This window comes from Streptomyces sp. AC558_RSS880 (assembly GCF_019049255.1).
GTDB lineage: Bacteria > Actinomycetota > Actinomycetes > Streptomycetales > Streptomycetaceae > Streptomyces.
Window position 1 is genome coordinate 1 of sequence record NZ_JAGMUJ010000047.1, and the last position, 25,288, is coordinate 25,288.

At 71.5% G+C, this 25,288-nt stretch carries 18 protein-coding genes; 14 read left to right on the plus strand and 4 right to left on the minus strand.

Annotation, left to right across the window (positions count from 1 at the left end; all coding sequences use genetic code 11):
* Window positions 1-209 precede the first annotated feature (209 nt).
* Window positions 210-3,299 carry an AAA family ATPase gene (locus KUM38_RS18830; RefSeq protein WP_217130569.1) on the plus strand — a complete coding sequence of 1,030 codons (3,090 nt, stop codon included), beginning with the start codon at window positions 210-212 and terminating at the stop codon, window positions 3,297-3,299.
* 34 nt (window positions 3,300-3,333) lie between these two features.
* Window positions 3,334-3,534, plus strand: a complete 201-nt coding sequence (locus KUM38_RS18835) for a DUF6191 domain-containing protein (protein ID WP_217130570.1) — start codon at window positions 3,334-3,336, stop codon at window positions 3,532-3,534.
* A gap of 4 nt (window positions 3,535-3,538) precedes the next feature.
* On the opposite strand, the gene KUM38_RS18840 is transcribed toward KUM38_RS18835, so the two are convergent.
* Complete coding sequence (locus tag KUM38_RS18840; protein ID WP_217130571.1) at window positions 3,539-4,747, minus strand: sorbosone dehydrogenase family protein; 1,209 nt, start codon at window positions 4,745-4,747, stop codon at window positions 3,539-3,541.
* Between the two features lie 72 nt (window positions 4,748-4,819).
* On the minus strand, window positions 4,820-5,818 hold the full coding sequence (locus tag KUM38_RS18845) for an aldo/keto reductase (RefSeq protein WP_217130572.1): 999 nt from the start codon (window positions 5,816-5,818) through the stop codon (window positions 4,820-4,822).
* A gap of 75 nt (window positions 5,819-5,893) precedes the next feature.
* Here KUM38_RS18845 and KUM38_RS18850 point away from each other — a divergent pair, with 75 nt between their 5' ends.
* The 6 genes from KUM38_RS18850 to serA all read left to right on the plus strand — a co-directional run bounded on the left by KUM38_RS18850 (window position 5,894) and on the right by serA (window position 15,839).
* Window positions 5,894-6,847 carry a 2-hydroxyacid dehydrogenase gene (locus KUM38_RS18850; RefSeq protein ID WP_217130573.1) on the plus strand — a complete coding sequence of 318 codons (954 nt, stop codon included), beginning with the start codon at window positions 5,894-5,896 and terminating at the stop codon, window positions 6,845-6,847.
* A gap of 413 nt (window positions 6,848-7,260) precedes the next feature.
* Window positions 7,261-10,254 carry an EAL domain-containing protein gene (locus KUM38_RS18855; protein ID WP_217130574.1) on the plus strand — a complete coding sequence of 998 codons (2,994 nt, stop codon included), beginning with the start codon at window positions 7,261-7,263 and terminating at the stop codon, window positions 10,252-10,254.
* Between the two features lie 230 nt (window positions 10,255-10,484).
* On the plus strand, window positions 10,485-12,335 hold the full coding sequence (locus KUM38_RS18860; RefSeq protein WP_217130575.1) for an acetolactate synthase large subunit: 1,851 nt from the start codon (window positions 10,485-10,487) through the stop codon (window positions 12,333-12,335).
* Between the two features lie 35 nt (window positions 12,336-12,370).
* Window positions 12,371-12,895 carry an acetolactate synthase small subunit gene (gene ilvN, locus KUM38_RS18865; protein WP_030216544.1) on the plus strand — a complete coding sequence of 175 codons (525 nt, stop codon included), beginning with the start codon at window positions 12,371-12,373 and terminating at the stop codon, window positions 12,893-12,895.
* Window positions 12,896-13,013: 118 nt separating this feature from the next.
* On the plus strand, window positions 13,014-14,012 hold the full coding sequence (gene ilvC, locus KUM38_RS18870) for a ketol-acid reductoisomerase (RefSeq protein WP_217130576.1): 999 nt from the start codon (window positions 13,014-13,016) through the stop codon (window positions 14,010-14,012).
* 237 nt (window positions 14,013-14,249) lie between these two features.
* Complete coding sequence (serA, locus tag KUM38_RS18875) at window positions 14,250-15,839, plus strand: phosphoglycerate dehydrogenase (RefSeq protein WP_217130577.1); 1,590 nt, start codon at window positions 14,250-14,252, stop codon at window positions 15,837-15,839.
* Between the two features lie 49 nt (window positions 15,840-15,888).
* On the opposite strand, the gene KUM38_RS18880 is transcribed toward serA, so the two are convergent.
* Window positions 15,889-17,439, minus strand: coding sequence for an MFS transporter (locus KUM38_RS18880; protein WP_217130578.1), 1,551 nt, complete (start codon window positions 17,437-17,439; stop codon window positions 15,889-15,891).
* Between the two features lie 84 nt (window positions 17,440-17,523).
* Here KUM38_RS18880 and KUM38_RS18885 point away from each other — a divergent pair, with 84 nt between their 5' ends.
* Window positions 17,524-18,114 carry a TetR/AcrR family transcriptional regulator gene (locus KUM38_RS18885; RefSeq protein ID WP_217130579.1) on the plus strand — a complete coding sequence of 197 codons (591 nt, stop codon included), beginning with the start codon at window positions 17,524-17,526 and terminating at the stop codon, window positions 18,112-18,114.
* On the opposite strand, the gene KUM38_RS18890 is transcribed toward KUM38_RS18885, so the two are convergent.
* Window positions 18,095-19,330 (minus strand): helix-turn-helix domain-containing protein, encoded by a 1,236-nt coding sequence (locus KUM38_RS18890; RefSeq protein ID WP_217130580.1) that lies wholly within the window; start codon window positions 19,328-19,330, stop codon window positions 18,095-18,097. The genes KUM38_RS18885 and KUM38_RS18890 overlap by 20 nt on opposite strands.
* Before the next feature lie 138 nt (window positions 19,331-19,468).
* On the opposite strand from KUM38_RS18890, the gene KUM38_RS18895 reads away from it, so the two are divergent.
* From KUM38_RS18895 to KUM38_RS18910, 5 genes are all read left to right on the plus strand, one after another.
* The gene (locus KUM38_RS18895; RefSeq protein WP_217130581.1) at window positions 19,469-20,395 is read left to right on the plus strand and encodes a proline dehydrogenase family protein; all 927 of its coding nucleotides are present in this window, start codon (window positions 19,469-19,471) and stop codon (window positions 20,393-20,395) included.
* A 174-nt stretch (window positions 20,396-20,569) separates the two neighbouring features.
* Entirely contained in the window at window positions 20,570-22,201 is a 1,632-nt protein-coding gene (pruA, locus tag KUM38_RS18900; RefSeq protein ID WP_217130582.1) for an L-glutamate gamma-semialdehyde dehydrogenase, read from the plus strand.
* A gap of 302 nt (window positions 22,202-22,503) precedes the next feature.
* The gene (locus tag KUM38_RS42935) at window positions 22,504-22,635 is read left to right on the plus strand and encodes a hypothetical protein (RefSeq protein ID WP_106982032.1); all 132 of its coding nucleotides are present in this window, start codon (window positions 22,504-22,506) and stop codon (window positions 22,633-22,635) included.
* 67 nt (window positions 22,636-22,702) lie between these two features.
* Window positions 22,703-23,746, plus strand: a complete 1,044-nt coding sequence (locus tag KUM38_RS18905; protein WP_217130583.1) for a 3-isopropylmalate dehydrogenase — start codon at window positions 22,703-22,705, stop codon at window positions 23,744-23,746.
* A 249-nt stretch (window positions 23,747-23,995) separates the two neighbouring features.
* Complete coding sequence (locus KUM38_RS18910; RefSeq protein WP_217130584.1) at window positions 23,996-25,084, plus strand: branched-chain amino acid aminotransferase; 1,089 nt, start codon at window positions 23,996-23,998, stop codon at window positions 25,082-25,084.
* Window positions 25,085-25,288: the final 204 nt, after the last annotated feature.

Sequence of the window (25,288 nt, forward strand, 5' to 3'; positions counted from 1 at the left end):
CCTCCCCCAGTGCCTTAAAGGCCTGGGAGGTGCCCCCAGGGCGGCACGGGTGGGCTGGGGGTACCCCCTCTGGGGGAGGCACCCCGCAAGCGCCGGGCCGCGCGACCCACCCCCGCCCAGCCCTCACACCGGGCACCCCATAAGCGCCGGCCCGCAGGACCACCCCCGCGCACCGGAAAACCAGTGACCCGTTGCCGGAAGGGCATGACATGCTCAGGACCGTGGAGACCAAGTCCGTCAGTCCCGTGTTCGTGGGCCGCAGCACCGAACTCGACACACTGAACACCGCCCTCACCCGCGCCGCCGCCGAGCCCCAGGCACTGCTCATCGGAGGCGAGGCCGGCGTCGGAAAGACCCGCCTCGTCGAGGAGTTCGCCGCCGCGGCCCGCCGCCGCGGCGCGATCGTCGCCCTCGGCGGCTGCGTCGAGATCGGCGCCGACGGACTGCCCTTCGCCCCCTTCTCCACCGCCCTGCGCCAACTCCGCCGCGAACTGCCCGGCCAACTGGCCGCCGCCGCCTCCGGACAGGAGGAGGAACTCGCCCGCCTGCTCCCCGAGATCGGCACCGCCGCCGCCCGCGAGGCCCGCCGCGACGAACAGGGCGTGGCCCGCCTCTTCGAACTCACCGCCCGCCTGCTGGAGCGCGTCGCCGCCGACCGCACCGTCGTCCTCGCCCTGGAGGACCTGCACTGGGCCGACGCCTCCACCCGCCACCTGCTCGCCTACCTGTTCCGCACCCTGCGCACCGGCCGCCTCGTCGTCCTCGCCACCTACCGTTCCGACGACATCCACCGCCGCCACCCCCTGCGCCCCCTCCTCGCCGAACTCGACCGGCTCCGCACGGTCCAGCGCGTCGAGCTCGGCCGCTTCAACCGCGAGGAGGTGCACCGGCAGATCGCCGGCATCCTCGCCCGCGAACCCGACCCCGACCGCGTCGACGACATCTTCGAACGCTCCGACGGCAACGCCTTCTTCGTCGAGGAACTCGCCGTCGCCGCCGACGAGGGCTGCTGCACCGGTCTCACCGACTCCCTGCGCGACCTGCTCCTGGTCCGCGTCGAGGGACTGCCGGAGAGCGCCCAGCGGGTCGCCCGGATCGTCGCCGAGGGCGGCTCCACCGTCGAGGACCGACTGCTGGCCGCGGTCGCCCGGCTCACCGAGGACGACCTCATCGAGGCCCTGCGGGCCGGCGTCAACGCGAGCATCCTCGCCCCCGCACCCGACCGCGACGGCTACCGCTTCCGCCACTCCCTGGTCCGCGAGGCCGTCAGCGACGACCTGCTGCCCGGCGAACGCTCCCGCCTCAACCGCCGCTACGCCGAGGCCCTGGAGGCCGACCCCACCCTCGTCCCCGCCGACGAGCGGGTGACCCGCCTGGCCAGCTACTGGTACCACGCCCACGACGCGGCCAAGGCCCTGCCCGCCGTCCTCGACGCCTCCGTCGAAGCCCGCCGGCGCCACGCCTACTCCGAGCAACTGGGCCTGCTGGAAAGGGCGATGGAGCTGTGGGACACCGTCCCCGACACCGTACGGGCCACCCTGCGCCCCCTCGACTACGCCGAGGTCTACCCTCCTCCCCCACTGCCTGAAGGGCGTGGGGGCACCTCCAGCGGCTGCGACCCCGGGACGACGCCGCTGCGCTACCTCGACCTGATGGCAGAGGCAGCCGTCGCCGGCCGCCTCTGCGGGGAACGCGAACGCTCGATGAAGATCACCAAGCGGGCGCTGCGCCTCCTCGACGAGGACCCCGACCCCCTGCGCGCCGCCTGGTTCTGGGTGCAGCGCTCCCGGCTCACCCAGGCCCTCGCCCGCGGCGACGGCTGGGCCGAACTCGGCACCGCACAGGACCTGGTGCGCGGACTGCCCCCCTCCGAGGTGCACGCCGAGGTCCTCGCCTCCGCGGCCAGCTGGTCGATGCTGCACGAACCCGGCCCGGAGGCCATGGCCGCCGCCGAACGCGCCGTCGAGTACGCCCGTATGGTCGGCGCCCACGACATCGAGCTCAACGCCCGGCTCACCCTCGGCGGCCTCATGGTCGACGCCGGTGACATCGAGTCCGGGCTCGCCGAGATGTACGAGGTCAAGGACCGGGCGACCGAACTGGGCGTGGACATGGTGGTGGCCCGCGCCCATGTCAACCTCCCGTCCGTCCTCGAAGGCGTCGGCCGCTCCCAGGAGGCCGCGGACCTCCTCCAGGAGGGTGTCCACGTCACCCGCAGGCTCGGGCTGCTGGACTCCGAGAGCTGGGTGTGGGGCAACCTCGCCGAGTCCCTCCACTCCCTCGGCCGCTGGGACGAGGCCGCCCGCGCCGCGGCCGACGCCCGGCGTCTCGAACAGAGCGCCAAGCAGCGTGCCGGGGGCTCGATGCGCCTGGCGTATCTCGCGTACGACCGGGGGGACACGGCCACGGCGGCCCGCCGGCTCGCCGACGCCCGCACCGTCTTCGGCACCCACGACCCGATGCCGCAGTACGCCCTCCCCATGAAGCGGGTCGCCATCGGCATCGCCGCCGCCGAGAGCCGCCTGGCCGACGTCCGTGCCGAACTGCTCGCCGTGCTCGACGCCGGACTCCCACCCGGCACCCAGCGCTACGGCTGGCCCCTGCTGCTCGCCGCCACGACCGCCGAGGCGGACGCCCACGGTGACCCGGCGACCGAGCCGGGCCGCCCGGAGATCCTGGAACGGATCCGCAGGGCGGCCAAGAACCTGGCGACCGGAGTGCCCGTGTGGCAGGCCTACGACCAGTGGCTGCGTGCCGAGTTGCTGCGCGCCGAGGCCAGGTTCGAACCGGACGAGTGGTCCGCGGCCGTCGAGGCGGTGGAGCCACTGGGGCGGCCCTACGACCTCGCACGCGTCCGGCTCCGGCTCGCCGAGGCGCTGCTCGCCACCGGAGCGGGCGACGACGAGCGTGCCCGCGCCACGGAACTGCTGCGGCTGGTCGACGCCGTCGCCGGCCACCTCGGCGCCGAACCGCTGGCCCGCTCCGCCGCCCTGCTGGCGCAGCGCGCACGCCTCGCGCTGACCCCCGCCGTCCGGGATGCGGCTCCCGGGCCCGCCGATCCGGCCGAGGCGCTCGGACTCACCAGCCGGGAGCGCGACGTGCTGCGCCTGGTGGCCGCCGGCCACACCAACCGCCGTATCGCCGGGGAACTGTTCATCTCCCCGAAGACGGCCAGCGTCCACGTCTCCAACATCCTCGCCAAACTGGGCGTCTCCGGACGGGGCGAGGCGGCGGCGGTGGCGCACCGGCTCGCTCTGTTCGCGGCGGAGACGGATGAGCGGCTGGCGGCGGGACAATAGGTGGACGACCCGGTCGCCCTTGGGAAGGGGAGCGATGTTCAACGCCTTCGAGGAACTGTTCGCCCCTGGCCGTAAGCACACCCGCGACGAGCAGAACCGCCTGGAACTGACCCGGGAGGACGTCGGTGACGCCGACCCCGGACGCGGACCGATAGACCTCGCCTCCGGAAAGGTCACCGTACGCCGGTCGACGGCGCCGGAGGAGGAGCCCGAGGAGGAGCCCGAGACGGACTGAGCGACTAGCTCACCTCCAGCTCCAGGATCCGGTCGTCCCCCTCCTTCGGATTGCCACGCCCGTCCGTATTGCTGGTGACCAGCCACAGCTTGTTGCCGCCCGACGCCGCCACCGTGCGCAGCCGGCCGTACTCGCCCTCCAGGAAGGCCTGCGGGGCCGCCGACGCCTCCGTGCCCTTCAGCGGGATGCGCCACAGCCGCTCGCCGCGCAGGCCCGCCATCCAGACCGAGCCCTCGGCGTGCGCGATGCCGCTGGGGGAGGCCTCGTCGGTGCTCCACTGGTCGACCGGGTCGTGGAAGCCGCCGTCGTCCGACTCGCCCTCCGCCTCCGGCCAGCCGTAGTTGTCGCCCGGCCTGATCGCGTTCAGCTCGTCCCAGGTGTTCTGGCCGAACTCCGCGGCGAACAGCCGCTGCTTGCCGTCCCACGCCAGGCCCTGCACATTGCGGTGGCCGTACGAGTAGACCGCGGAGTCGGGGAACGGATTGCCCGGGGCCGGCTCGCCCTCCGGGGTCAGCCGCAGGATCTTGCCGCCCAGGGACTCCTTGTCCTGGGACAGCCCCGTGTCACCGCTCTCGCCCGTGCCCGCGTACAGCATCCTGTCCGGGCCGAAGGCGATCCGCCCGCCGTTGTGGACCTCGCCCTTGGGGATGCCCCGGAAGACGGTGTCCGGCGCTCCCAGCTGCTCACCGGCCGGTTTCCCCTCGTCGTAGATCATGCGGACGATGCGGTTGTCGGAGGCCGAGGTGAAGTACGCGTAGATCATGTGGTCCGAGGCGTACGCGGGGGAGAGGGCGATGCCGAGCAGGCCGCCCTCGCCGGACGGTGACACCCCGGGCACCTCGCCCAGCTCGGTCTTCTCGCCGGTCTTCCCGTCGACCCGGGTGATCGTCGCCTCGTCCCGGGAGGAGACCAGCAGGTCGCCGTCGGCCAGCGGGGCCAGGCCCCAGGGGGAGCTCAGGCCCGTGGTCACCGTGCGGACCACCTTCACCGAGCCCTTCGCGGGCGGTGTCTCCTCCGCGCTCCCCTCCGGCGACGAGGACGGCGACGTCGCCGCCGTACCGGTCGGGGAGGCGCTGCCGTCTCCGCCCGGCGGTCCTCCGTCGTCGGAGGAGCAGCCGGCGGTCAGCAGGAGCGCGGCGGCGGCCAGTACGGCCGTCACGGCTCGTCGTTGCACGATCTCGTCCCTTCGACGCGGCGGGGTCCTACCTGTCATACACCGCTCGTGCTCCCGAAGTTCCCGATCGCGGACCCCCGAACCGCGAGATCGCCGCCGCCGGTCCGCCGTTCAGTCCCACGACCCCTGTGCCGCGGGCAGTTCCGCGATCTCCACGAGGTCGCGCTCCGTCAGGCGCAGGTCCACCGCGGCCGCGTTCTCCGCGACCCACCGCTCCCGCTTGGCGCCGGGGACCGGGATCACCTGGCGGCCCCGGCTCAGCACCCAGGCCAGCGCCACCTGCGCCGGGGTGACGTGCTCGCCGTGCCGGCGGGCGACGCGGCGCAGGCCGGCCACGATCGGCTGGTTCGCGGCCATCATCTCGGCCGTGAAGCGGGGGTGCCGGGCGCGCAGGTCGTCCGCCTCGAAGCCCACGCCGGGCGTCAGCGTCCCGGTCAGGAAGCCGTTGCCCAGCGGCATCGCCGCCAGGAAACCGATTCCCCGCGACGCGCACCACGGCAGCAGTGCCCGGAGCGCCTCCGGCGACCACACCGACAGCTCCGCCTCCACCGCGCTCACCGGGAAGACCTGCTGCACCCGCTCCAGCTGCCGGATCGTCGTGTCGTGCAGCCGCGCCCCCGGCCGCCGCGCCGAGCGGGCCCCCACCGCGCACAGCCCCAGCGCCCGTACCTTGCCCGCCCGCACGAGCTCGGCCATCGCACCCCAGGTCTCCTCGACCGGGACCTCCGGGTCGGCGCGGTGCAGCTGGTAGAGGTCGATGACGTCGGTCTGGAGCCGGCGCAGCGACGCGTCGCAGGCCCTTCTCACGTATCCGGGGCGGCCGTTGGCCACGATGTGCTGATCACCCACCAGCAGCCCGACCTTCGTGGACACGAAGGCGTCGGAGCGCCGCTCCTTCAACACCCGCCCGAGCAGCAGTTCGTTGGTGAACGGGCCGTACATGTCGGCGGTGTCGAGGAGCGTCGAGCCCGCGTCCAGCGCCCGGTGCACCGCCCTGAGCGACTCCTCGCCGCGCTGCCGGGACGTGCTGTAGGCCCAGCTCATCGGCATGCACCCGAGTCCGACGGCCCCCACCGCGAGCGCCCCCGCGCCGATCGTCCTGCGCTCCACCTGGTCGTGACCCTCCCTCTCCGGCCCCCCAACCTAACCTCTGCGCCCCCGGGCTCCTGAACTAGCCTCCGGACCATGACTGCTGCTGACGTATGGCTTCCCATTCCGCCGGACGAGATCGAGGGCCTTCCCGAGGGGCCGCACTACCGTTTCTGGGACGGCGCCGAGGAGTTCCCCGCCGACCCGGCCGACTGCGCCTTCTACGTCGTGCCCTACATGAAGCCCGCCGAGATCGGTGTGCGCCCGATGCCGCTGATGCGCTCCGTCCGCGTCGTGCAGACCCTGTCGGCCGGCACCGACCACGTGGAGCCCGGCCTGAAGGGCCTGCCCGCCGGCGTACGGCTGTGCAACGCGCGCGGTGTGCACGAGGCCAGCACCGCCGAGCTCACGCTCGCGCTGATCCTGGCCTCCCTGCGCGGCATCCCCGATTTCGTGCGGGCGCAGGACAAGGGGGAGTGGCGCGGCGGGTTCCGGCCCGCGCTCGCCGACAAGAACGTGCTCATCGTGGGGTACGGCTCGATCGGCGCGGCCATCGAGGACCGGCTCGTTCCGTTCGAGCTCGCGCGGGTGGCGCGCGTCGCGCGCTCCGCACGCACCACGGAGCGCGGGCCGGTGCACCCGCTCACCGAACTGCCCGCCCTGCTCCCGGAGGCGGACGTCGTCGTCCTGTCCACGCCGCTGACCGAGGCCACCCGGCACCTCGCGGACGCCGCGTTCCTGGCCCGGATGAAGGACGGCGCCCTGCTGGTGAACGTGGCCCGCGGCGGCGTCGTCGACACCAAGGCGCTGCTCACCGAGGTGGAGAGCGGCCGCATCACCGCGGCCCTCGACGTCACCGATCCCGAACCGCTGCCCTCGGAACATCCCCTGTGGCGGGCGCCGGGCGTCCTCATCAGCCCGCACGTCGGCGGACCCACCTCCGCCTTCCGGCCGCGCGCCGAGCGGTTGCTGGTCGATCAGTTGCGCCGTTATCTGAACCAGGAGGAGCTCGGCAACGTGATCCTGGTGACGGGAGCGGAAGCCCCGTAGTCCGCTTCGGGTACCGTCCGCGTTTCTCCGGGCGCGGTGGGTACTCATATATCAGTTGATCGTTACGGAGCGTAGAGAACCTATGTCCCTGAGTGACGATACTGGTGTATCGTCCCGACAGGGGCCGCGCCGCTGACCAACGGCGCGGGGGCAGGACACTGCGGACAGTGAGGGGGGCGACGGACGATGCACGGCCCATGGACGAGCGATCCGACGCGGCGGAGCCGTCGGCGACGACCGTTGCGCACGGCCGCGCGCAGCCGCGGTCACCACAGCGGCCACCGCACCCGGCACAGCGGCCCTCACGACGGTCCCGGCCGTCACCACCCCGGGCGCGGCAGCCGCCGCGGGCGTGCCCACCCGGTGCACCAGGGACCGAAGGGCCCGGGAGCGGAGCGGACCGGGAGGTGCCGGTGAGCGCGCCGACCCCCACCTCCACGCTCGACGGAGCACTGCGGCAGCAGCCCGCGCCGACGGCGCCGCCGTCCGGCGCACCGGCCGTCGGCCGCCGGCCCGGTCCGGCCGCCCAACTCGTTCTGGCCCTGGTCTGCGCCGCCTACGCCGTCGGCGCCGCGTTCGGCTGGGGCTCGGAGCGCCTCGCACTGATCATGGGCGACTTCGGGCTGTGCGCCGCGGCCGGTGCCGCCGCCGTGTCCTGCTTCGTCTACGCACGCAGCCCCCGCACCCGGTTCCGGCCCGCCTGGGTGATGTTCGGCCTCTCCTCGGCCATGGCCTCCCTGGGCAACCTGGTCTGGGGGTGGTACGAGGTCGTCCTCGGGCTTCCCGTGCCCAGCCCCAGCTACGCCGACCTGTTCTTCCTGTGCTTCGCGCCACCCGCCATCGTGGGACTGCTGGTGCTCGCCAAACGGCCCGTGACCAAGGCCGGCTGGGTCTGTCTCTCCTTGGACGCCTGGCTGATCGGCGGCTCCCTGCTCACCCTCGCGTGGAGCCTCGCACTCGCCCAGGCCGCCCGGGCCGAGGGGCCGGACGTCGCGCACACCGCGCTGTCACTGGCGTACCCGCTGCTCGACATCGCCCTGGTCAGCATGGTGCTCGCGCTGCACTTCCGGCGCTCGGAGGTCAACCGGTCCGCGGTCAACACCGCGATCGGCGCGCTCGCGCTGACCGTGATGTGCGACGCCCTGTTCACCTCTCCGCTGCTGCACGCCGGCTACCGCTCCGGACAGCTGCTCGACGCGGGCTGGTTCGCCGGCTCGCTGCTCCTGGCGTACGCCCCCTGGACCGCGCCCCGCGGCGGACGGCCCGAGCCGGACGGGCACACACGCGTGGTCCGCGAGCACCTGCCCGGCCGGTGCGGCACGCCGGACCACCACCACGGGCCGCCGCCCGGCGGGCCCACCCGGTATCCGCTCTCCCGGCCCATCGCCGGTTCCCTCGCCGCACTCACGCCGTACCTCGCCGCGGCCGTGTGCACCCTGGGCATCCTCTACAACGTCCTCAACGGCCGCAGCGTCGACCGCGTGGTCCTGCTCACCGGGGGCACCGTGGTGCTCGCGCTCGTCGTGCGCCAGGGCATCATGCTGCTCGACAACATCACCCTGACCCAGGAACTGGCGCAGCAGGAGAACCACTTCCGCTCCCTGGTGCAGGGCTCCAGCGACGTCATCATGATCGCCGCCCCCAGCGGCATCCTCCGCTACGTCTCCCCGGCCGCCGCCGGGGTGTACGGCAGGCCCGCGGAGGAGCTGGAGGGGACCGAACTGGCCAGTCTCATCCACCCGGAGGACCTGGGCTGCGTCGTGCACGAGGTGCGCCGCTTCCTCGCCGCCGACCCGGTCGAGGAACCCACCACCCGGATCGAGTGCCGCTTCCGCTCCGGCAGTGGGGGAGGCTGGCTGAACGTCGAGTCGACCGTCAACCGGCACCACGGCGGCCTGATCTTCAACAGCCGCGACGTGACCGAACGCGTGCGGCTCCAAGCACAGCTCCAGCACAACGCGGAGCACGACCCGCTCACCGACCTGCCCAACCGCGCCCTGTTCACCCGGCGCGTCCAGCAGGCCCTGTCCGGCCGCCGCGCCTCGGACCGCGGGGCCGCCCTCAGAGGCACGGCGGTGCTCTTCATCGACCTGGACGGCTTCAAGGGCGTCAACGACACCATCGGGCACCAGGCCGGGGACGAGCTGCTCGTCCAGGCCGCCCGCAGACTCCAGGACGCGGTCCGCAAGGGCGACACCGCGTCCCGGCTGGGCGGCGACGAGTTCGCGGCCCTGATCGTCGGCGACGGCGCCCGTGACCGGGACGCCCGCGAGCGGCACATCCTGGAGCTCGCCGACCGCCTGAGAGTGACCCTCTCCCAGCCCTACGTCATCGACGGCAACGATGTCCGGGTCAACGCCTCCATCGGCGTGGCCTTCGCCGAACCCGGCCTCGGCGCGGGCGAACTGCTGCGCAACGCCGACCTCGCCATGTACCGGGCCAAGGCCGCCGGCAAGGGCCGCGTGGAGCTGTACAAGCCGCAGATGCAGCAGGACGTGGTGCGCAGGGCGGAGCTGGCCACCCGGCTGCGCGCGGCGCTGCACCACGGCGAGTTCGCCCTGCTGCACCAGCCGGTGGTGTCCCTGGAGGACGGCCGGATCACCTCGGTCTGCGCCCAGGCGCGCTGGCGCTCCTCCCAGGGCGTGCTGTTCACCCCCGCGGAGTTCCTGCGCGTGGCCGAGGACAGCGAGAAGACCGCCGAGCTGGGCCGCTGGGTGCTGGAGGAGGCCGTCGAACAGGCCGCCGAACGGCACGCGATCGGTCTGCCCGTCCCGGTGGCCGTCCGGCTGAGCGCGCACCGGCTCCTTGACCGGTCACTGCCCCTGGGATCGATCGAGGCCCTGCTGACCCGGTACGGGCTGCCGTCCGGCTCCCTGGTCGTCGAGCTGGCCGACACCGACCCCAGGGTGTCGCTCGACGAGCTGGAGCGCCGGCTGGCCGTGCTCAAGCGGCTCGGCGTCCGGATCGCGCTCGACGGCTTCGGCAGCGGACCCGGGACGATCATGGCCCTGAGGCGGCTCCCCGTCGACGTACTGAAGCTCGACCGGGGCCTGGTCGACGGCGTGGTGGAGTCCGCGCGGCTGCACAAGATCACCAGCGGTCTGCTGCGGATCGCCTCCGACCTCGGGATGCAGTCCGTGGCCGACGGCGTGGATCTGCCCGAGCAGGTCGCGGCCCTGCGCGCGATGGGCTGCACGCACGGCCAGGGCAAGGCGTTCTCCGGGCCGCTGGACGAGTACCGGCTGCGCAGGGCGCTGGCCGCCGGGCACTATCCGGTGCTGCCGGGACCGGCCGAACCCGTGTTCGTCGGCCGGGGTTCCGGGGTGTACTCCACCGGGGTGACCGCCGTACTCCAGGGCGGTCCGGCGCTGCGCTCACATAATGAGACTCCCGTCCCACCCACTTGACACTGGGTGCGCGCCGGGTGGAGGGTCAGTGCCATGCGCACCCGAATTCTCGTACTTGGAAAGCGCGTCGGCTGACGCTGAGCCTCCACCGCTCAGCGACCACCACCCGGCGCGCTCCCCTCGCTTGCCTTATGGCACGAGGGGTTTTTTGTTGCACAGGCACCTGCCGAGCAGCACGCGTGACCCGTACAAACTTCGCAAAAACCCTCAGCATCGAGAAGAGAATGCCGATGACCGAGCAGGCCACCGGGGCCCATCACCCGCAGCCCCGGCCCCGATCCGGAGGACAGTCCGCCCCCGTCGAGCACGTCACGGGCGCACAGTCCCTCATTCGCTCTCTCGAGGAGGTCGGCGCCGACACGGTATTCGGCATTCCCGGCGGCACCATCCTGCCGGCGTACGACCCCCTGATGGACTCCACGCGGGTGCGTCACGTGCTGGTCCGCCACGAGCAGGGTGCCGGCCACGCGGCCACCGGTTACGCCCAGGCCACCGGCAAGGTCGGGGTGTGCATGGCGACGTCCGGTCCGGGCGCCACCAACCTGGTCACCCCGATCGCGGACGCGCACATGGACTCCGTGCCGCTGGTCGCGATCACCGGGCAGGTCGTCTCCAAGGCGATCGGCACGGACGCCTTCCAGGAGGCGGACATCGTCGGTATCACCATGCCGATCACCAAGCACAGCTTCCTGGTCACCAAGGCGGAGGACATCCCCCGGGCGATCGCCCAGGCGTTCCACATCGCCTCCACCGGCCGCCCGGGTCCGGTCCTGGTCGACATCCCCAAGGACATCCTCCAGGCGAAGACCACCTTCTCCTGGCCGCCCACCATGGACCTGCCCGGCTACCGGCCCGTCACCAAGCCGCACGCCAAGCAGATCCGCGAGGCCGCCAAGCTGATCACCGCCGCGAAGCGGCCGGTCCTCTACGTCGGCGGCGGCGTCCTCAAGGCGCGGGCCACCGCCGAGCTGAAGATGCTCGCCGAACTCACCGGAGCGCCCGTCACCACCACCCTGATGGCGCTCGGCGCGTTCCCCGACAGCCACCCGCTGCACGTGGGAATGCCGGGCATGCACGGTTCGGTCACCGCCGTCACCGCGCTGCAGAAGGCCGACCTGATCGTCGCCCTCGGAGCCCGCTTCGACGACCGCGTCACCGGCAAGCTGGACAGCTTCGCCCCGTACGCCAAGATCGTCCACGCCGACATCGACCCGGCCGAGATCGGCAAGAACCGCCCCGCCGACGTGCCGATCGTCGGTGACGCCCGCGAGGTCCTCGCCGACCTCATCCAGGCCGTCCAGAAGGAGCACGCCGAGGGCGGCAAGGGCGACTACACCGCCTGGTGGAAGGACCTGAACCGCTGGCGCGAGACCTACCCGCTCGGCTACGACCAGCCCGAGGACGGCTCGCTCTCCCCGCAGCAGGTCATCGAGCGCATCGGGCAGCTGGCGCCCGAGGGCACGATCTTCACGGCCGGCGTCGGCCAGCACCAGATGTGGGCCGCGCACTTCATCCAGTACGACAAGCCCGCCACCTGGCTGAACTCCGGCGGCGCCGGAACCATGGGCTACTCGGTCCCGGCCGCCATGGGCGCCAAGGCGGGCGCCCCCGACCGCGCGGTCTGGGCGATCGACGGCGACGGCTGCTTCCAGATGACCAACCAGGAGCTCACCACCTGCGCCCTGAACAACATCCCGATCAAGGTCGCCATCATCAACAACGGCGCCCTCGGGATGGTCCGCCAGTGGCAGACCCTCTTCTACAACCAGCGGTACTCCAACACGGTGCTGCACTCCGGCCCCGGCGCGGACGGCACCGAGAAGAGCGCCGGCACCCGCGTCCCCGACTTCGTGAAGCTGTCGGAGGCCATGGGCTGCTACGCGATCCGCTGCGAGGACCCGGCCGACCTCGACAAGGTCATCGAGGAGGCGAACTCCATCAACGACCGCCCGGTCGTCGTGGACTTCATCGTCCACGAGGACGCGATGGTGTGGCCGATGGTCGCCGCCGGCACCTCCAACGACGAGATCATGGCCGCCCGGGACGTCCGCCCCGACTTCGGCGACAACGAAGACGACTGAGAGCCGTCAGGACTTTCAAGCAGAGGAAGCAGATCATGTCCAAGCACACGCTCTCCGTCCTGGTGGAGAACACCCCGGGCATCCTGGCCCGGATCGCCGCCCTGTTCTCCCGCCGCGGCTTCAACATCGACTCGCTCGCCGTCGGCGTCACCGAGCACCCCGACATCTCCCGCATCACCATCGTGGTGAGCGTCGAGGAGTTCCCGCTGGAGCAGGTCACCAAGCAGCTCAACAAGCTCGTCAACGTGCTGAAGATCGTCGAGCTCGAACCCGGGCAGGCCGTTCAGCGCGAACTCGTTCTGGTGAAGGTGCGCGCCGACAACGAGACGCGTTCCCAGATCGTCGAGATCGTCCAGCTGTTCCGCGCCAAGACCGTGGACGTCTCCCCGGAGGCCGTGACCATCGAGGCCACCGGCAGCAGCGACAAGCTGTCCGCCATGCTCAAGATGCTGGAGCCGTTCGGCATCAAGGAGCTCGTCCAGTCCGGCACGATCGCGATCGGACGCGGTGCCCGTTCCATCACGGACCGGTCGCTGCGCGCCCTGGACCGGTCGGCGTAAGACCCGTAAGCGGGCGGCCGGAAGATGACCGGCCGCCCGTATTCCGAGACCGAGAAACTTCCCTTCCCCCCACCGGCATACGGTGGGACGCAACACCCGCACACAAGGAGAGAACCCAGTGGCCGAGCTGTTCTACGACGCCGACGCCGACCTGTCCATCATCCAGGGCCGCAAGGTCGCGGTCATCGGTTACGGCAGCCAGGGCCACGCCCACGCCCTGTCGCTCCGTGACTCGGGTGTCGACGTCCGTGTCGGTCTGCACGAGGGCTCCAAGTCCAAAGCCAAGGCCGAGGAGCAGGGCCTGCGCGTGGTGAGCCCGTCCGAGGCCGCCGCCGAGGCCGACGTCATCATGATCCTGGTCCCGGACCCGATCCAGGCCGAGGTCTACGAGAAGCACATCAAGGACAATCTGAAGGACGGCGACGCGCTGTTCTTCGGCCACGGCCTGAACATCCGCTACGGCTTCATCAAGCCCCCGGCCGGCGTGGACGTCTGCATGGTCGCCCCCAAGGGCCCGGGCCACCTGGTGCGCCGTCAGTACGAGGAGGGCCGCGGCGTTCCCTGTATCGCCGCCGTCGAGCAGGACGCCACGGGCAACGGCTTCGAGCTGGCCCTGTCGTACGCGAAGGGCATCGGCGGCACCCGCGCCGGCGTCATCAAGACGACCTTCACCGAGGAGACCGAGACCGACCTCTTCGGTGAGCAGGCCGTCCTGTGCGGTGGCACCGCGGCGCTGGTCAAGGCGGGCTTCGAGACGCTGACCGAGGCGGGTTACCAGCCGGAGATCGCCTACTTCGAGTGCCTGCACGAGCTGAAGCTGATCGTGGACCTCATGTACGAGGGCGGCCTGGAGAAGATGCGCTGGTCGATCTCCGAGACCGCCGAGTGGGGCGACTACGTCACCGGTCCGCGGATCATCACCGACGCCACCAAGGCCGAGATGAAGAAGGTCCTCGCCGAGATCCAGGACGGCACCTTCGCCAAGAACTGGATGGACGAGTACCACGGCGGCCTGAAGAAGTACAACGAGTACAAGCAGCAGGACTCCGAGCACCTGCTGGAGACCACCGGCAAGGAGCTGCGCAAGCTCATGAGCTGGGTCGACGAGGAGGCGTAAGCCCCCGCGCCCCGCAGCGGTGCCGTTCGCCGGCGCCGCCGCGGGGCTCCGGCCCGGACCCGGCCTCTTCCGGGTGATCATTCCGCAGAGGCGCAAGACGACCCGCCCCGCGCCACTAGACTGCTGCACAACAAACGCGTCAGGCCCACAGTGTCGTGCGTCTTCCACGCGGCTAGCACTTCTTCACCGCCTGCGGCCGTCGGGACGGCCGTCCGCATTGGACTTGTGAGGACTCACGTGAGCTCGAAACCCGTCGTACTCATCGCTGAAGAGCTGTCGCCCGCCACCGTCGACGCACTCGGACCGGACTTCGAGATCCGCCACTGCAACGGTGCGGACCGCGCCGAACTGCTCCCGGCCATCGCCGAGGTGGACGCGATCCTGATCCGCTCGGCCACCAAGGTCGACGCCGAGGCGATCGCCGCCGCGAACAAGCTCAAGGTCGTCGCCCGCGCCGGCGTCGGCCTGGACAACGTCGACGTCTCCGCCGCCACCAAGGCCGGCGTGATGGTCGTCAACGCCCCCACCTCGAACATCGTGACCGCCGCCGAGCTCGCCTGCGGTCTGATCGTCGCCACCGCCCGTCACATCCCGCAGGCCAACGCCGCGCTGAAGAACGGCGAGTGGAAGCGGAGCAAGTACACGGGCGTCGAGCTCGCCGAGAAGACCCTCGGTGTCGTGGGTCTGGGGCGGATCGGCGCCCTCGTCGCGCAGCGCATGTCCGGCTTCGGCATGAAGGTCGTCGCCTACGACCCCTACGTACAGCCCGCGCGGGCCGCGCAGATGGGCGTCAAGGTGCTCTCGCTGGACGAGCTGCTCGAGGTCTCCGACTTCATCACCGTCCACCTGCCCAAGACCCCCGAGACCGTCGGCCTGATCGGCGACGAGGCGCTGCGCAAGGTCAAGCCGAGCGTCCGCGTCATCAACGCCGCGCGCGGCGGCATCGTCGACGAGGAGGCACTGTACTCGGCGCTCAAGGAGGGCCGCGTCGCCGGCGCCGGCCTGGACGTGTACGCCAAGGAGCCGTGCACCGACTCCCCGCTGTTCGAGTTCGACCAGGTCGTCTGCACCCCGCACCTCGGCGCCTCCACGGACGAGGCGCAGGAGAAGGCCGGTATCGCCGTCGCCCGCTCGGTGCGCCTCGCCCTCGCCGGTGAGCTGGTCCCGGACGCGGTGAACGTGCAGGGCGGTGTCATCGCCGAGGACGTCAAGCCGGGCCTGCCACTCGCCGAGCGCCTCGGCCGGATCTTCACCGCGCTCGCCGGTGAGGTCGCGGCCCGCCTCGACGTCGAGGTGTACGGCGAGATCACCCAGCACGACGTGAAGGTGCTGGAGCTGTCCGCGCTCAAGGGCGTCTTCGAGGACGTCGTCGACGAGACGGTGTCCTACGTCAACGCCCCGCTGTTCGCCCAGGAGCGCGGTGTCGAGGTACGGCTGACCACCAGCTCGGAGTCGGCCGACCACCGCAATGTCGTCACCGTGCGCGGCACCCTCTCCGGCGGCGAGGAGATCTCGGTCTCCGGCACGCTGGCCGGCCCCAAGCACGTCCAGAAGATCGTCGCGGTCGGCGACTACGACGTGGACCTCGCGCTCGCCGACCACATGGTCGTCCTGCGCTACGAGGACCGTCCGGGTGTCGTCGGCACCGTGGGCCGCATCCTCGGCGAGGCGGGCATCAACATCGCCGGCATGCAGGTCGCCCGCGCGACGGTCGGCGGCGAGGCGCTCGCGGTGCTGACGGTCGACGACACGGTGGCCGCCGGGGTGCTCGGTGAGCTCGCCGCGGAGATCGGGGCGACGTCCGCGCGCTCGGTCAACCTGGTCTGAGGTTCAGGGGGCGCAGCCCCGGACCCCCCGTTCGTCCTGAACGGGATCGTCATCGAACGCCGGACGGGCTGAGTGAGTCAGCCCGTCCGGCGTTTTCCGTGGAGGCCTCCGGCCGGATCCTGATGTGCCGCAGGCCCATCGCGGCCAGGCCCGCCGCCCCGAGGAGCAGCACCGCCCCCGCGACCGCCGCTCCCTGCATCCCGCTGGTGAACGCCTCCCGTGCCGCCGTCGCCAGGGCGTCCCCCGCGCGCCCCGGCAGCTCGCCGGCGACGGCCAGCGCGCCGCCCAGGGTCTCCTGCGCCGGGGCCGGGGCCGTGCCCGGCATCTCGTGGCGGTAGACGGCGGTGCCGATGGAGCCGAGGGCGGCCATGCCCAGCGCGCCGCCGAACTCGGTGCCGGTCTCCAGCAGGGAGGACGCCGCACCCGCCTTCTCGACCGGTGCCGAGCCGAGGGCCAGGTCGGTGAGCAGGGACATCACGATGACGATGCCGGCGGCCATCACCCCGCACGCGGCCAGCACCAGCCACAGCGAGTCCGTACCGGCCAGGGCCAGCAGCCCGTAGCCGCCCGCCGCGATGACGAAGCCGGCCGTCACGACGTACGCGCGCTCCACGCCCCGCTGGACGAGCTGGGCGGCGACCGGTGCGGCGGCGCCGATGAGCACCGACGGCAGCAGGCTCCACAGCGCGGCCTCCAGCGCGCTCTTGCCGAGGACCGACTGGAGGTACTGGGTGGTGAAGTACGCCGAGCCCATCATCCCGAAGGCCGACAGGGTGTTGAGGAGGAGCGCCGGGGTGAAGCCGTGCCCGCGGAAGAGGGCCGGCGAGATCATCGGCGAGGCCGCGGTGCGCTGCCGGTGCACGAACAGCGCCGCGAACAGCAGGCCGACGGTGATCGCGACGACGTACCGGACGTTCCAGCCCTCGGAGGGCAGTTCCTTCAGGCCGTAGACCACGGGCAGGACCGCCGCCATGGACAGCGGGACGCTCAGCACGTCGAAGCGGCCGGGGGAGGGGTTCTTCGACTCGGGGAGCAGGACCGGGCCGAGGACCAGCAGCAGGGCCATCGCGGGCAGGTTGACCAGGAAGACCGAGCCCCACCAGAAGTGCTCGACGAGGACGCCGCTCATCACCGAGCCGAGCGCGATCCCGGCCGTCATCACCCCGGACCACAGCCCGATCGCCTTGGCCCGCTGGGCGGGGTCGGTGAACATCGTGCGGACCAGCGCCATCGTCGACGGCATCAGGGTCGCGCCGCCGATGCCGAGGACCGCGCGGGCCGCGATCAGCGTCTCGGCGGTGTGCGCGTAGGCCGCGAGCAATGAGGCGGCGCCGAAGGCGGTGGCGCCGAGGAGGAGCAGCCTGCGGCGGCCGATGCGGTCGCCGAGCGCGCCCATGGTCATCAGCAGGCCGGCCAGGACGAAGCCGTAGATGTCGAAGATCCACAGCTGCTGGGTGCCGCTCGGTTCCAGGTCCGCGCTGATCTCGGGGATCGCGAAGTAGAGGACGGAGACGTCCATCGAGACCAGCAGCAGCGGAAGCATCAGCACGGCGAGCGCGGTCCACTCGCGGCGGCCGGCGCGGGGCGGATTCGTTGTCATGGCGGTGACTGTACGCACGTCTTATACGCTTGTCTAGAACGATCGTATAAGACATGTGTATGGACAGGCGGGTAGGGTGGCTCCATGGGACACCGTGAGGATCTGCTCGAAGGCGCCAGGCGCTGCCTGCTCGCCAAGGGGTTCGTGCGCACCACGGCGCGCGACATCGTCAGGGAGTCGGGCACCAACCTGGCGTCCATCGGCTACCACTACGGCTCGAAGGACGCGCTGCTCGCACAGGCCTATGTGTCCCTGGTCGAGGGGATGGGCGACGCCTTCGAGGGCGACGGGACGGTGGAGGAGACCCCACCGGGCTCCCTGGAACGCTTCGAGCGGGTGTGGTCGAACATCATCGGCACCATGAAGGAGCCCGGCTCGGTGTGGCGGCTCAGCATGGAGGTCCTCGCCCTCGGCGACCGGCTCCCCGAGGTCCGCGACCATCTGGCGGCGGCACAGCGCGAGGCCGGACGCGGTCTGGTCCCGCTGCTGATGGGCGGCCGGGAGGAGGACGTGTCCGACGAGACGGCCGACACCCTCGGCATGTTCTACGTGACCCTGATGACGGGCCTGATCGCCCAGTGGACCTTCGACCCGAAGTCCGCGCCCGACGGCGGGCAGCTCACCGCCGGCCTGCGCCGGGTGATGGAGGCCGCCGCTACAGACGCGCGGCCTTGAGCGCCATGTGCAGCAGCAGCCGGTCCTCACCGTCGTCCAGGTCCAGGCCGGTGAGCTGTTCGATGCGGGACAGGCGGTAGTAGAGGGTCTGGCGGTGGACGCCCAGCTCCGCCGCCGTACGGCCGGCCTGGCCCGCGCGGTCGAGGTAGACCTCGGCGGTGCGGGCCAGTTCGGTGTGCGCGGGGGAGAGCAGAGGGCCGACGGCGGGGTCGTGGGCGGCGCCCGGGGGCAGCGCGGTCAGCAGCCGGAAGGGGCCGATCGACGCCCACTGGGCGACCGGTCCGAGCCGTGGCTCGGCCAGTGCCGCGCGCGCCGACGCCGACGCCTCCGTCCAGGCCGCGCCCAGTTCCGCGAGACCCGCGCGGGGCGCGGCGATCCCGGCGGCCGCGGGAGGGCCGCTCCGCCCTCCCGGGCCACGCGAACCCACCCGCTCCAGCAGCCGTGAGGCCGCCGTCGTCGCCGGGGCCAGTACGTCCGTCGAACGCAGCCGCAGCAGCAGGGCCAGCGACAGGGCGGTGGCGCCCCACGGCAGGGTGCACAGCGCCGTCGCCCCCGGCACCGTACGGACCGAGGGGGCGTCGTCCGGATCGGTGGCGGGCCAGGGGGCGACACAGACCACCGTGTGCGGACCGTCGGCGCGGTTGCCGAGGGCGGTGCGCAGCTCGGCGACCGCCATCTCCCGCTGCCAGTCCCGCTCCGCCGTCAGCACCGCCCGCAACTCGCGCGTGAGGTCGGCGCCGTGCTGCGCCTCGTCCGCGAGCAGCGCCCCGATCCGGGCCGTCACCCCCATGGCCGCGCCCAGCTGCCGCTCGGAGGGGCCCGGGTCGTAGTCGAGCAGCCAGACGTAGCCGAGGACGACTCCCCGATGGCGTACCGGCAGACAGATCCGTCCCCGGTGGACACCCGCCTCGGGAGTGCGCGGAATGCGGACCGGGCCGGTCGCCCGGGTGATGCCGAAACCCTCGAACCAGGCGCGGACGGCGGCCGTCGAACGGCGGGTCAGGATCGAGCGGGTGCGCACCGGGTCCAGCACGGACGGATCGAGGTCGCCCTCGCTGTCGTACGCCCCGAAGGCGATCAGCTCGAAATCCCGGTTCTCCAGGGTCGCCGGAGCGCCGAGCAGCTCCGAGATCTCGTCCACCAGCTCCTGGTAGTCGTCCCTGTGTTCCGACGTCACCCGGGCATTCTGCCGCAAAGCCCCGAGTCCTTCATACATCTGTCTGAGATCCGCGGCGCGGATGCGTGACAGCTGTCGATGGCCCACGATCGGGGGCATCCGTAGGTTTCACGGTGGTTCTCCGTGCCGTACCCGAATCGTCGGGTGACGGCCTCATGCAGCTTGTGGAGGTGCCCCGTGCTGGGTCCCGTGATTCTCGCCGCGTCGCGCAGCGACCGGATGCGACGCCTGATCTCGGCGGCCCCGGTGACCAAGCAGGTCGTCGACCGCTTCATCCCCGGGGAGACCGTCGACGAGGTCCTGCCGATCATCCGGGAACTCACCGGCAACGGCCTGGAACTCACCATGGACGTCGTCGGCGAGGACATCACCACCCCCGAGCAGGCCGCCGCCGCCCGTGACGCGTACCTGGAGCTGATCGACCGGCTCAAGCCGCTGGAGCTCGGCACCCGCGCCGAGATGTCGGTGAAGCTGTCGATGTTCGGCCAGGCCCTCCCCGGCGGCCACGAGCTGGCCCTCGCCAACGTCCGCCCGGTCGTCGAGGCCGCCGCCGAGATCGGCACCACGGTCACGCTGGACGCCGAGGACCACACCACCCTCGACTCGATGTTCGCCATCCACGAGGAGCTGCGGAAGGACGTCCCGCAGACGGGCTGCGTCATCCAGGCCTACCTCTTCCGCACCGAGGAGGACGCGCGCCGCCTCGCCGCGGCCGGCAGTCGCGTACGGTTGGTGAAGGGCGCCTACAAGGAGCCCGCCGAGGTCGCCTACCAGCAGAAGCACGAGATCGACAAGGCGTACGTGCGCATCCTGCGGACGCTGATGGAGGGCGAGGGCTACCCGATGATCGGGTCCCACGACCCGCGCCTGATCTCCATCACCCAGGAACTGGCCCGCACCGCCGGGCGCAAGCTCGACGAGTACGAGTTCCAGATGCTCTACGGCATCCGCAGCGACGAGCACCTGCGACTGGCCGCCGAGGGCCACCGCATGCGCGTCTACACGGCCTACGGCACCGACTGGTACGGCTACTTCATGCGACGACTGGCTGAGAAGCCCGCGAATCTGCGGTTCTTCCTGCGGAGCATGATCAGTCGTGGCTGAGACAACTCGGCTGTGCCGCAGCCCCGGCCCCGGCCGGGGGGCCGGGGGTTGTCCCCCGGGAAGGCACAGCATGCGACGGCTCGCGGAGAAGCCCGCCAACCTGCGGTTCTTCGCCCGAAGCATGATCACCAAGGGCTGACACCACACCGCTCACGACAAGGAGTTACGCCACCCATGGACGCTGTGACCCAGGTCCCCACCCCCGTCAACGAGCCGGTGCACGGCTACGCTCCCGGGACGCCCGAGCGCGCCCGGCTGGAGGCCAAGCTCAAGGAGCTGGCCGACAACCCGATCGACCTCCCCTGCACCATCGGCGGCGAGAAGCGGATGGGCGGCGGCGAGCGCTTCGACGTCGTGCAGCCGCACAACCACAAGGCCCGCCTGGGCACCTACGCCAACGCCACGCAGGCGGACGCCCGGGACGCGATCGACGCGGCCCTCGCCGCCGCGCCCGCCTGGCGCGCGATGTCGTTCGACGACCGTGCGGCGATCATCCTGCGCGCCGCCGAGCTGCTGGCCGGCCCCTGGCGCGAGACCATCGCCGCCTCCACCATGCTGGGCCAGTCCAAGACCGCCCAGCAGGCCGAGATCGACAGCCCCTGCGAGCTGGTCGACTTCTGGCGCTTCAACGTCCACTACGCGCGCGGCATCCTCGCCGAGCAGCCCCCGGCCAACTCCCCGGGCGTGTGGAACCGCCTCGACCACCGCCCGCTGGAGGGCTTCGTCTACGCGATCACGCCGTTCAACTTCAGCGCGATCGCCGCCAACCTGCCCACCGCGCCGGCCCTCATGGGCAACGTGGTGGTCTGGAAGCCGTCCCCGACGCAGACCCACGCCGCCGTGCTGCTGATGCGGCTGCTTGAGGAGGCCGGTCTGCCCAAGGGCGTCATCAACCTGGTCACCGGTGACGGCCTGGAGGTCTCCGAGGTCGCCCTGAACCACCGGGACCTGGCCGGCATCCACTTCACCGGCTCGACCAAGACCTTCCAGCACCTGTGGAAGACGGTCGGCCAGAACATCGAGAAGTACCGCACCTACCCGCGTCTGGTCGGCGAGACCGGCGGCAAGGACTTCGTCGTCGCCCACCCCAGCGCCGACCCCGCGATCCTCAAGACCGCGCTGACCCGCGGCGCCTTCGAGTACCAGGGCCAGAAGTGCAGCGCCACCTCGCGCGCGTACATCCCGGCGTCGATCTGGAACTCCGGCTTCAAGGAGGAGTTCGCGGCCGAGGTCGACGGCATCAAGATGGGTGACGTCACCGACCTGTCCAACTTCATCGGCGCCGTCATCGACGAGCGGTCCTTCGCCAAGAACAAGGCCGCCATCGACCGTGCCAAGGAGGACGCCTCCTGCACGATCGTCGCGGGCGGCTCCTACGACGACTCCGAGGGCTGGTTCGTCCGCCCGACCGTCATCGAGTGCGACGACCCGGAGAACGAGGTGTTCCGCACCGAGTACTTCGGCCCGATCCTCGCCGTGCACGTCTACGACGACGAGAAGTACGACGAGATGCTGACCCAGATGGAGTCGGTGTCCGACTACGCCCTCACCGGCTCGGTCATCGCCAACGACCGCGCGGCGGCGGCGTACACGATGGAGAAGCTGCGCTACGCGGCCGGCAACTTCTACATCAACGACAAGTCGACCGGCGCCGTCGTCGGCCAGCAGCCCTTCGGCGGCGGCCGTGCCTCCGGCACCAACGACAAGGCCGGCGCCCCGCAGAACCTGATGCGCTGGACGCTGACCCGCGCCATCAAGGAGACGCTGGTCCCGCCGACCGACTACGGCTACCCGCACATGGGCTGACGCCCACCCCGACCCCGGACGGGCCAGGTCACCCCCCGACCTGGCCCGTTCGGTGTTTTCGCAGGTGGGAGCGGTGTGACCCGGGCTGCCGTCTCAGATAGTAGGAAGTCCGAGTAATTGTGCAGACAGAAGCAGTCCGCTCCTCTAGTTTTGTAGGAGCCGAACGACTCGCTCGATCAAGCGAACGGCGGTCGTGAGCCGGGCCCCGCGCAGGCAACCCCTGCGGCCCGCCGCTCCCCGCCCCACTCGGCGTCTCGCAACCCCTTTCCGCACTCCACGTACGCCGAAGGAGTCGATGACCCATGGCCGAGACGACCGTCCGCCGCCGCGTCCGTCACACCTCCCGCACCAGTGAATCCGACCGCAAGAACGCCGCCGCGGCGCTCCAGCGCGCCCTCGACCGCAGGGACAACGGCGGCTCGACCGGCCACTGACACGCCGACGACGTCCGTATGCCGGACGCCGCATGTCATCCCGTGGGACGAGGAGTAAGGTGCCCGCATGTCTCGCAGCCTCAATCTCGCAGTGATCCCCGGTGACGGCATCGGCCAGGAGGTCGTGGCCGAAGGCCTGAAGGTCCTCTCCGCCGTCCTTCCGCAGGATGTGAAGCTGGAGACCAAGGAGTACGACTTCGGCGCCAAGCGCTACCACGCCACCGGTGAGACCCTCACCGACGCCGACCTCGACGAGCTGAAGCGGCACGACGCCATCCTGCTCGGCGCCATCGGCGACCCGTCGGTCCCCTCCGGCGTCCTCGAGCGCGGCTTCCTGCTCAAGCTCCGCTTCGCCTTCGACCACCACGTCAACCTGCGGCCGAGCAAGCTCCTCCCGGGTGTCGCCACGCCGCTCGCCGGGCAGCCCGAGATCGACTTCGTGGTCGTCCGCGAAGGCACCGAGGGCCCCTACACGGGCAACGGCGGCACCATCCGCAAGGGCACGCCGCACGAGGTCGCCACCGAGGTGTCCGTCAACACGGCCTTCGGTGTCGAGCGAGTGGTCCGCGACGCCTTCGCCCGCGCCCAGGCCCGCCCGCGCAAGAAGCTCACGCTGGTCCACAAGAACAACGTGCTGACCTTCGCCGGCCACCTGTGGACGAACGTCTTCAACAAGGTGGCCGAGGAGTACCCCGAGGTCACCACCGACTACATCCACGTCGACGCCGCGACGATCTACCTGGTCACCGACCCGGGCCGGTTCGACGTCATCGTCACCGACAACCTCTTCGGCGACATCATCACCGACCTCGCCGCGGCCGTCTCCGGCGGCATCGGCGTCGCGGCCTCCGGCAACATCAACCCGGACCGCGCGTACCCGTCCATGTTCGAGCCCGTGCACGGCTCGGCCCCGGACATCGCCGGCCAGGGCAAGGCCGACCCCAGCGCCACGGTCCTGTCCGTCGCCCTCCTGCTGCGCCACCTCGGCCACGACGCCGAGGCGGCCCGCATCGAGGACGCCGTCTCCGCCGACCTCGCGGAGCGCGGCGGCCTGCCCGCCCGCAGCACCTCGGAGATCGGCGACGCGCTCGCCGCACGAGTAGCCGGCTGACCCGGCGCTCCATCGAGAACACTCGAAGCCGCCGGGTCGCATCCGCACCCGGCGGCTTTCCCCTGTCCCCGCCGGGTGCCACCATCGATCACCGGGCCGCATCCACCCTGTTCCGTCCGCCGTCGCCCCCGGGCGATAATCGAACGCGGAGCCGCGGAATGAGGGAATGCTCGGACGTCCTAGCACTGGCCACCGGCCGTACGGGCGTGTGCGCGGCCCGTCACTACAACCGGTGAAGGACAACCACTCATGACGACGCCCACGATCGAGCTCAAGCCCTCGGCGCACCCGCTCTCGGACGCAGAGCGCGAGGCGATCCTGGCCAACCCCGGGTTCGGCCGCCACTTCACCGATCACATGGTGACGATCAAGTGGACCGAGGGCCGCGGCTGGCACGACGGCCAGCTCGTTCCGTACGCGCCGATCTCCCTCGACCCCGCGACCACCGTCCTGCACTACGCGCAGGAGATCTTCGAGGGCCTGAAGGCCTACCGCCAGCCCGACGGTTCCGTCGCCACCTTCCGCCCCGAGAAGAACGCCGAGCGCTTCCAGCGCTCCGCCAAGCGTCTCGCGATGCCCGAACTGCCGGTCGAGACCTTCATCGAGGCGTGCGACGCCCTCGTCACCCAGGACAAGGCATGGGTGCCGGCGCACGGCGGCGAGGAGTCCCTCTACCTGCGTCCGTTCATGATCGCGACCGAGGTCGGGCTGGGTGTGAAGCCCGCCAACGAGTACCTGTTCCTGGTCATCGCCTCCCCGGCCGGCGCCTACTTCCCGGGTGGCGTGAAGCCGGTCTCCATCTGGGTCTCCGAGGACCGCGTCCGCGCCGTCCCCGGCGGCATGGGCGACGCCAAGACCGGCGGCAACTACGCCGCCTCCCTGCTCGCCCAGGCCGAGGCCGCCACCAAGGGCTGCGACCAGGTCTGCTACCTCGACGCGGTCGAGCACCGGTGGGTCGAGGAACTCGGCGGCATGAACCTGTACTTCGTCTACGGCGACAGGATCGTCACCCCGACCCTCAGCGGCTCCATCCTGGAGGGCGTCACCCGTGACTCCCTGCTGGGCGTCGCCCGCGACCTCGGCTACGAGGCCGTCGAGGAGCGCGTCTCCGTCGAGCAGTGGCAGCGCGACTCGGAGAACGGCACCCTCACCGAGGTCTTCGCCTGCGGTACGGCGGCCGTCATCACCCCGGTCGGCACGGTGAAGCGGGCCGGCGCCGAGTGGCGGCAGAGCGGCGGCGAGCCCGGCGAGGTCACCCTCCGCCTGCGCCAGGCCCTCCTCGACATCCAGCGCGGCACGGCCGAGGACAAGCACGGCTGGATGCACCCGCTCGGCTGAGGGTCCGCGCCCACTGGGTGAGGGCCGCCCCCGACTTCCGGTCGGGGGCGGCCCTTTCTCTCAAGTGCCCGATGGCGCAAGGCGGTTCAGCGTCTCGCGGACGCCCGAACCCGTGTCCGGGTTGTACTGAGAACGGCGGATTGACCGGCCGGCCGGCGGTGCGGTTGGCTCTGGGGAGCCCCCGGCGCGGGGCCGGGGGAGCGG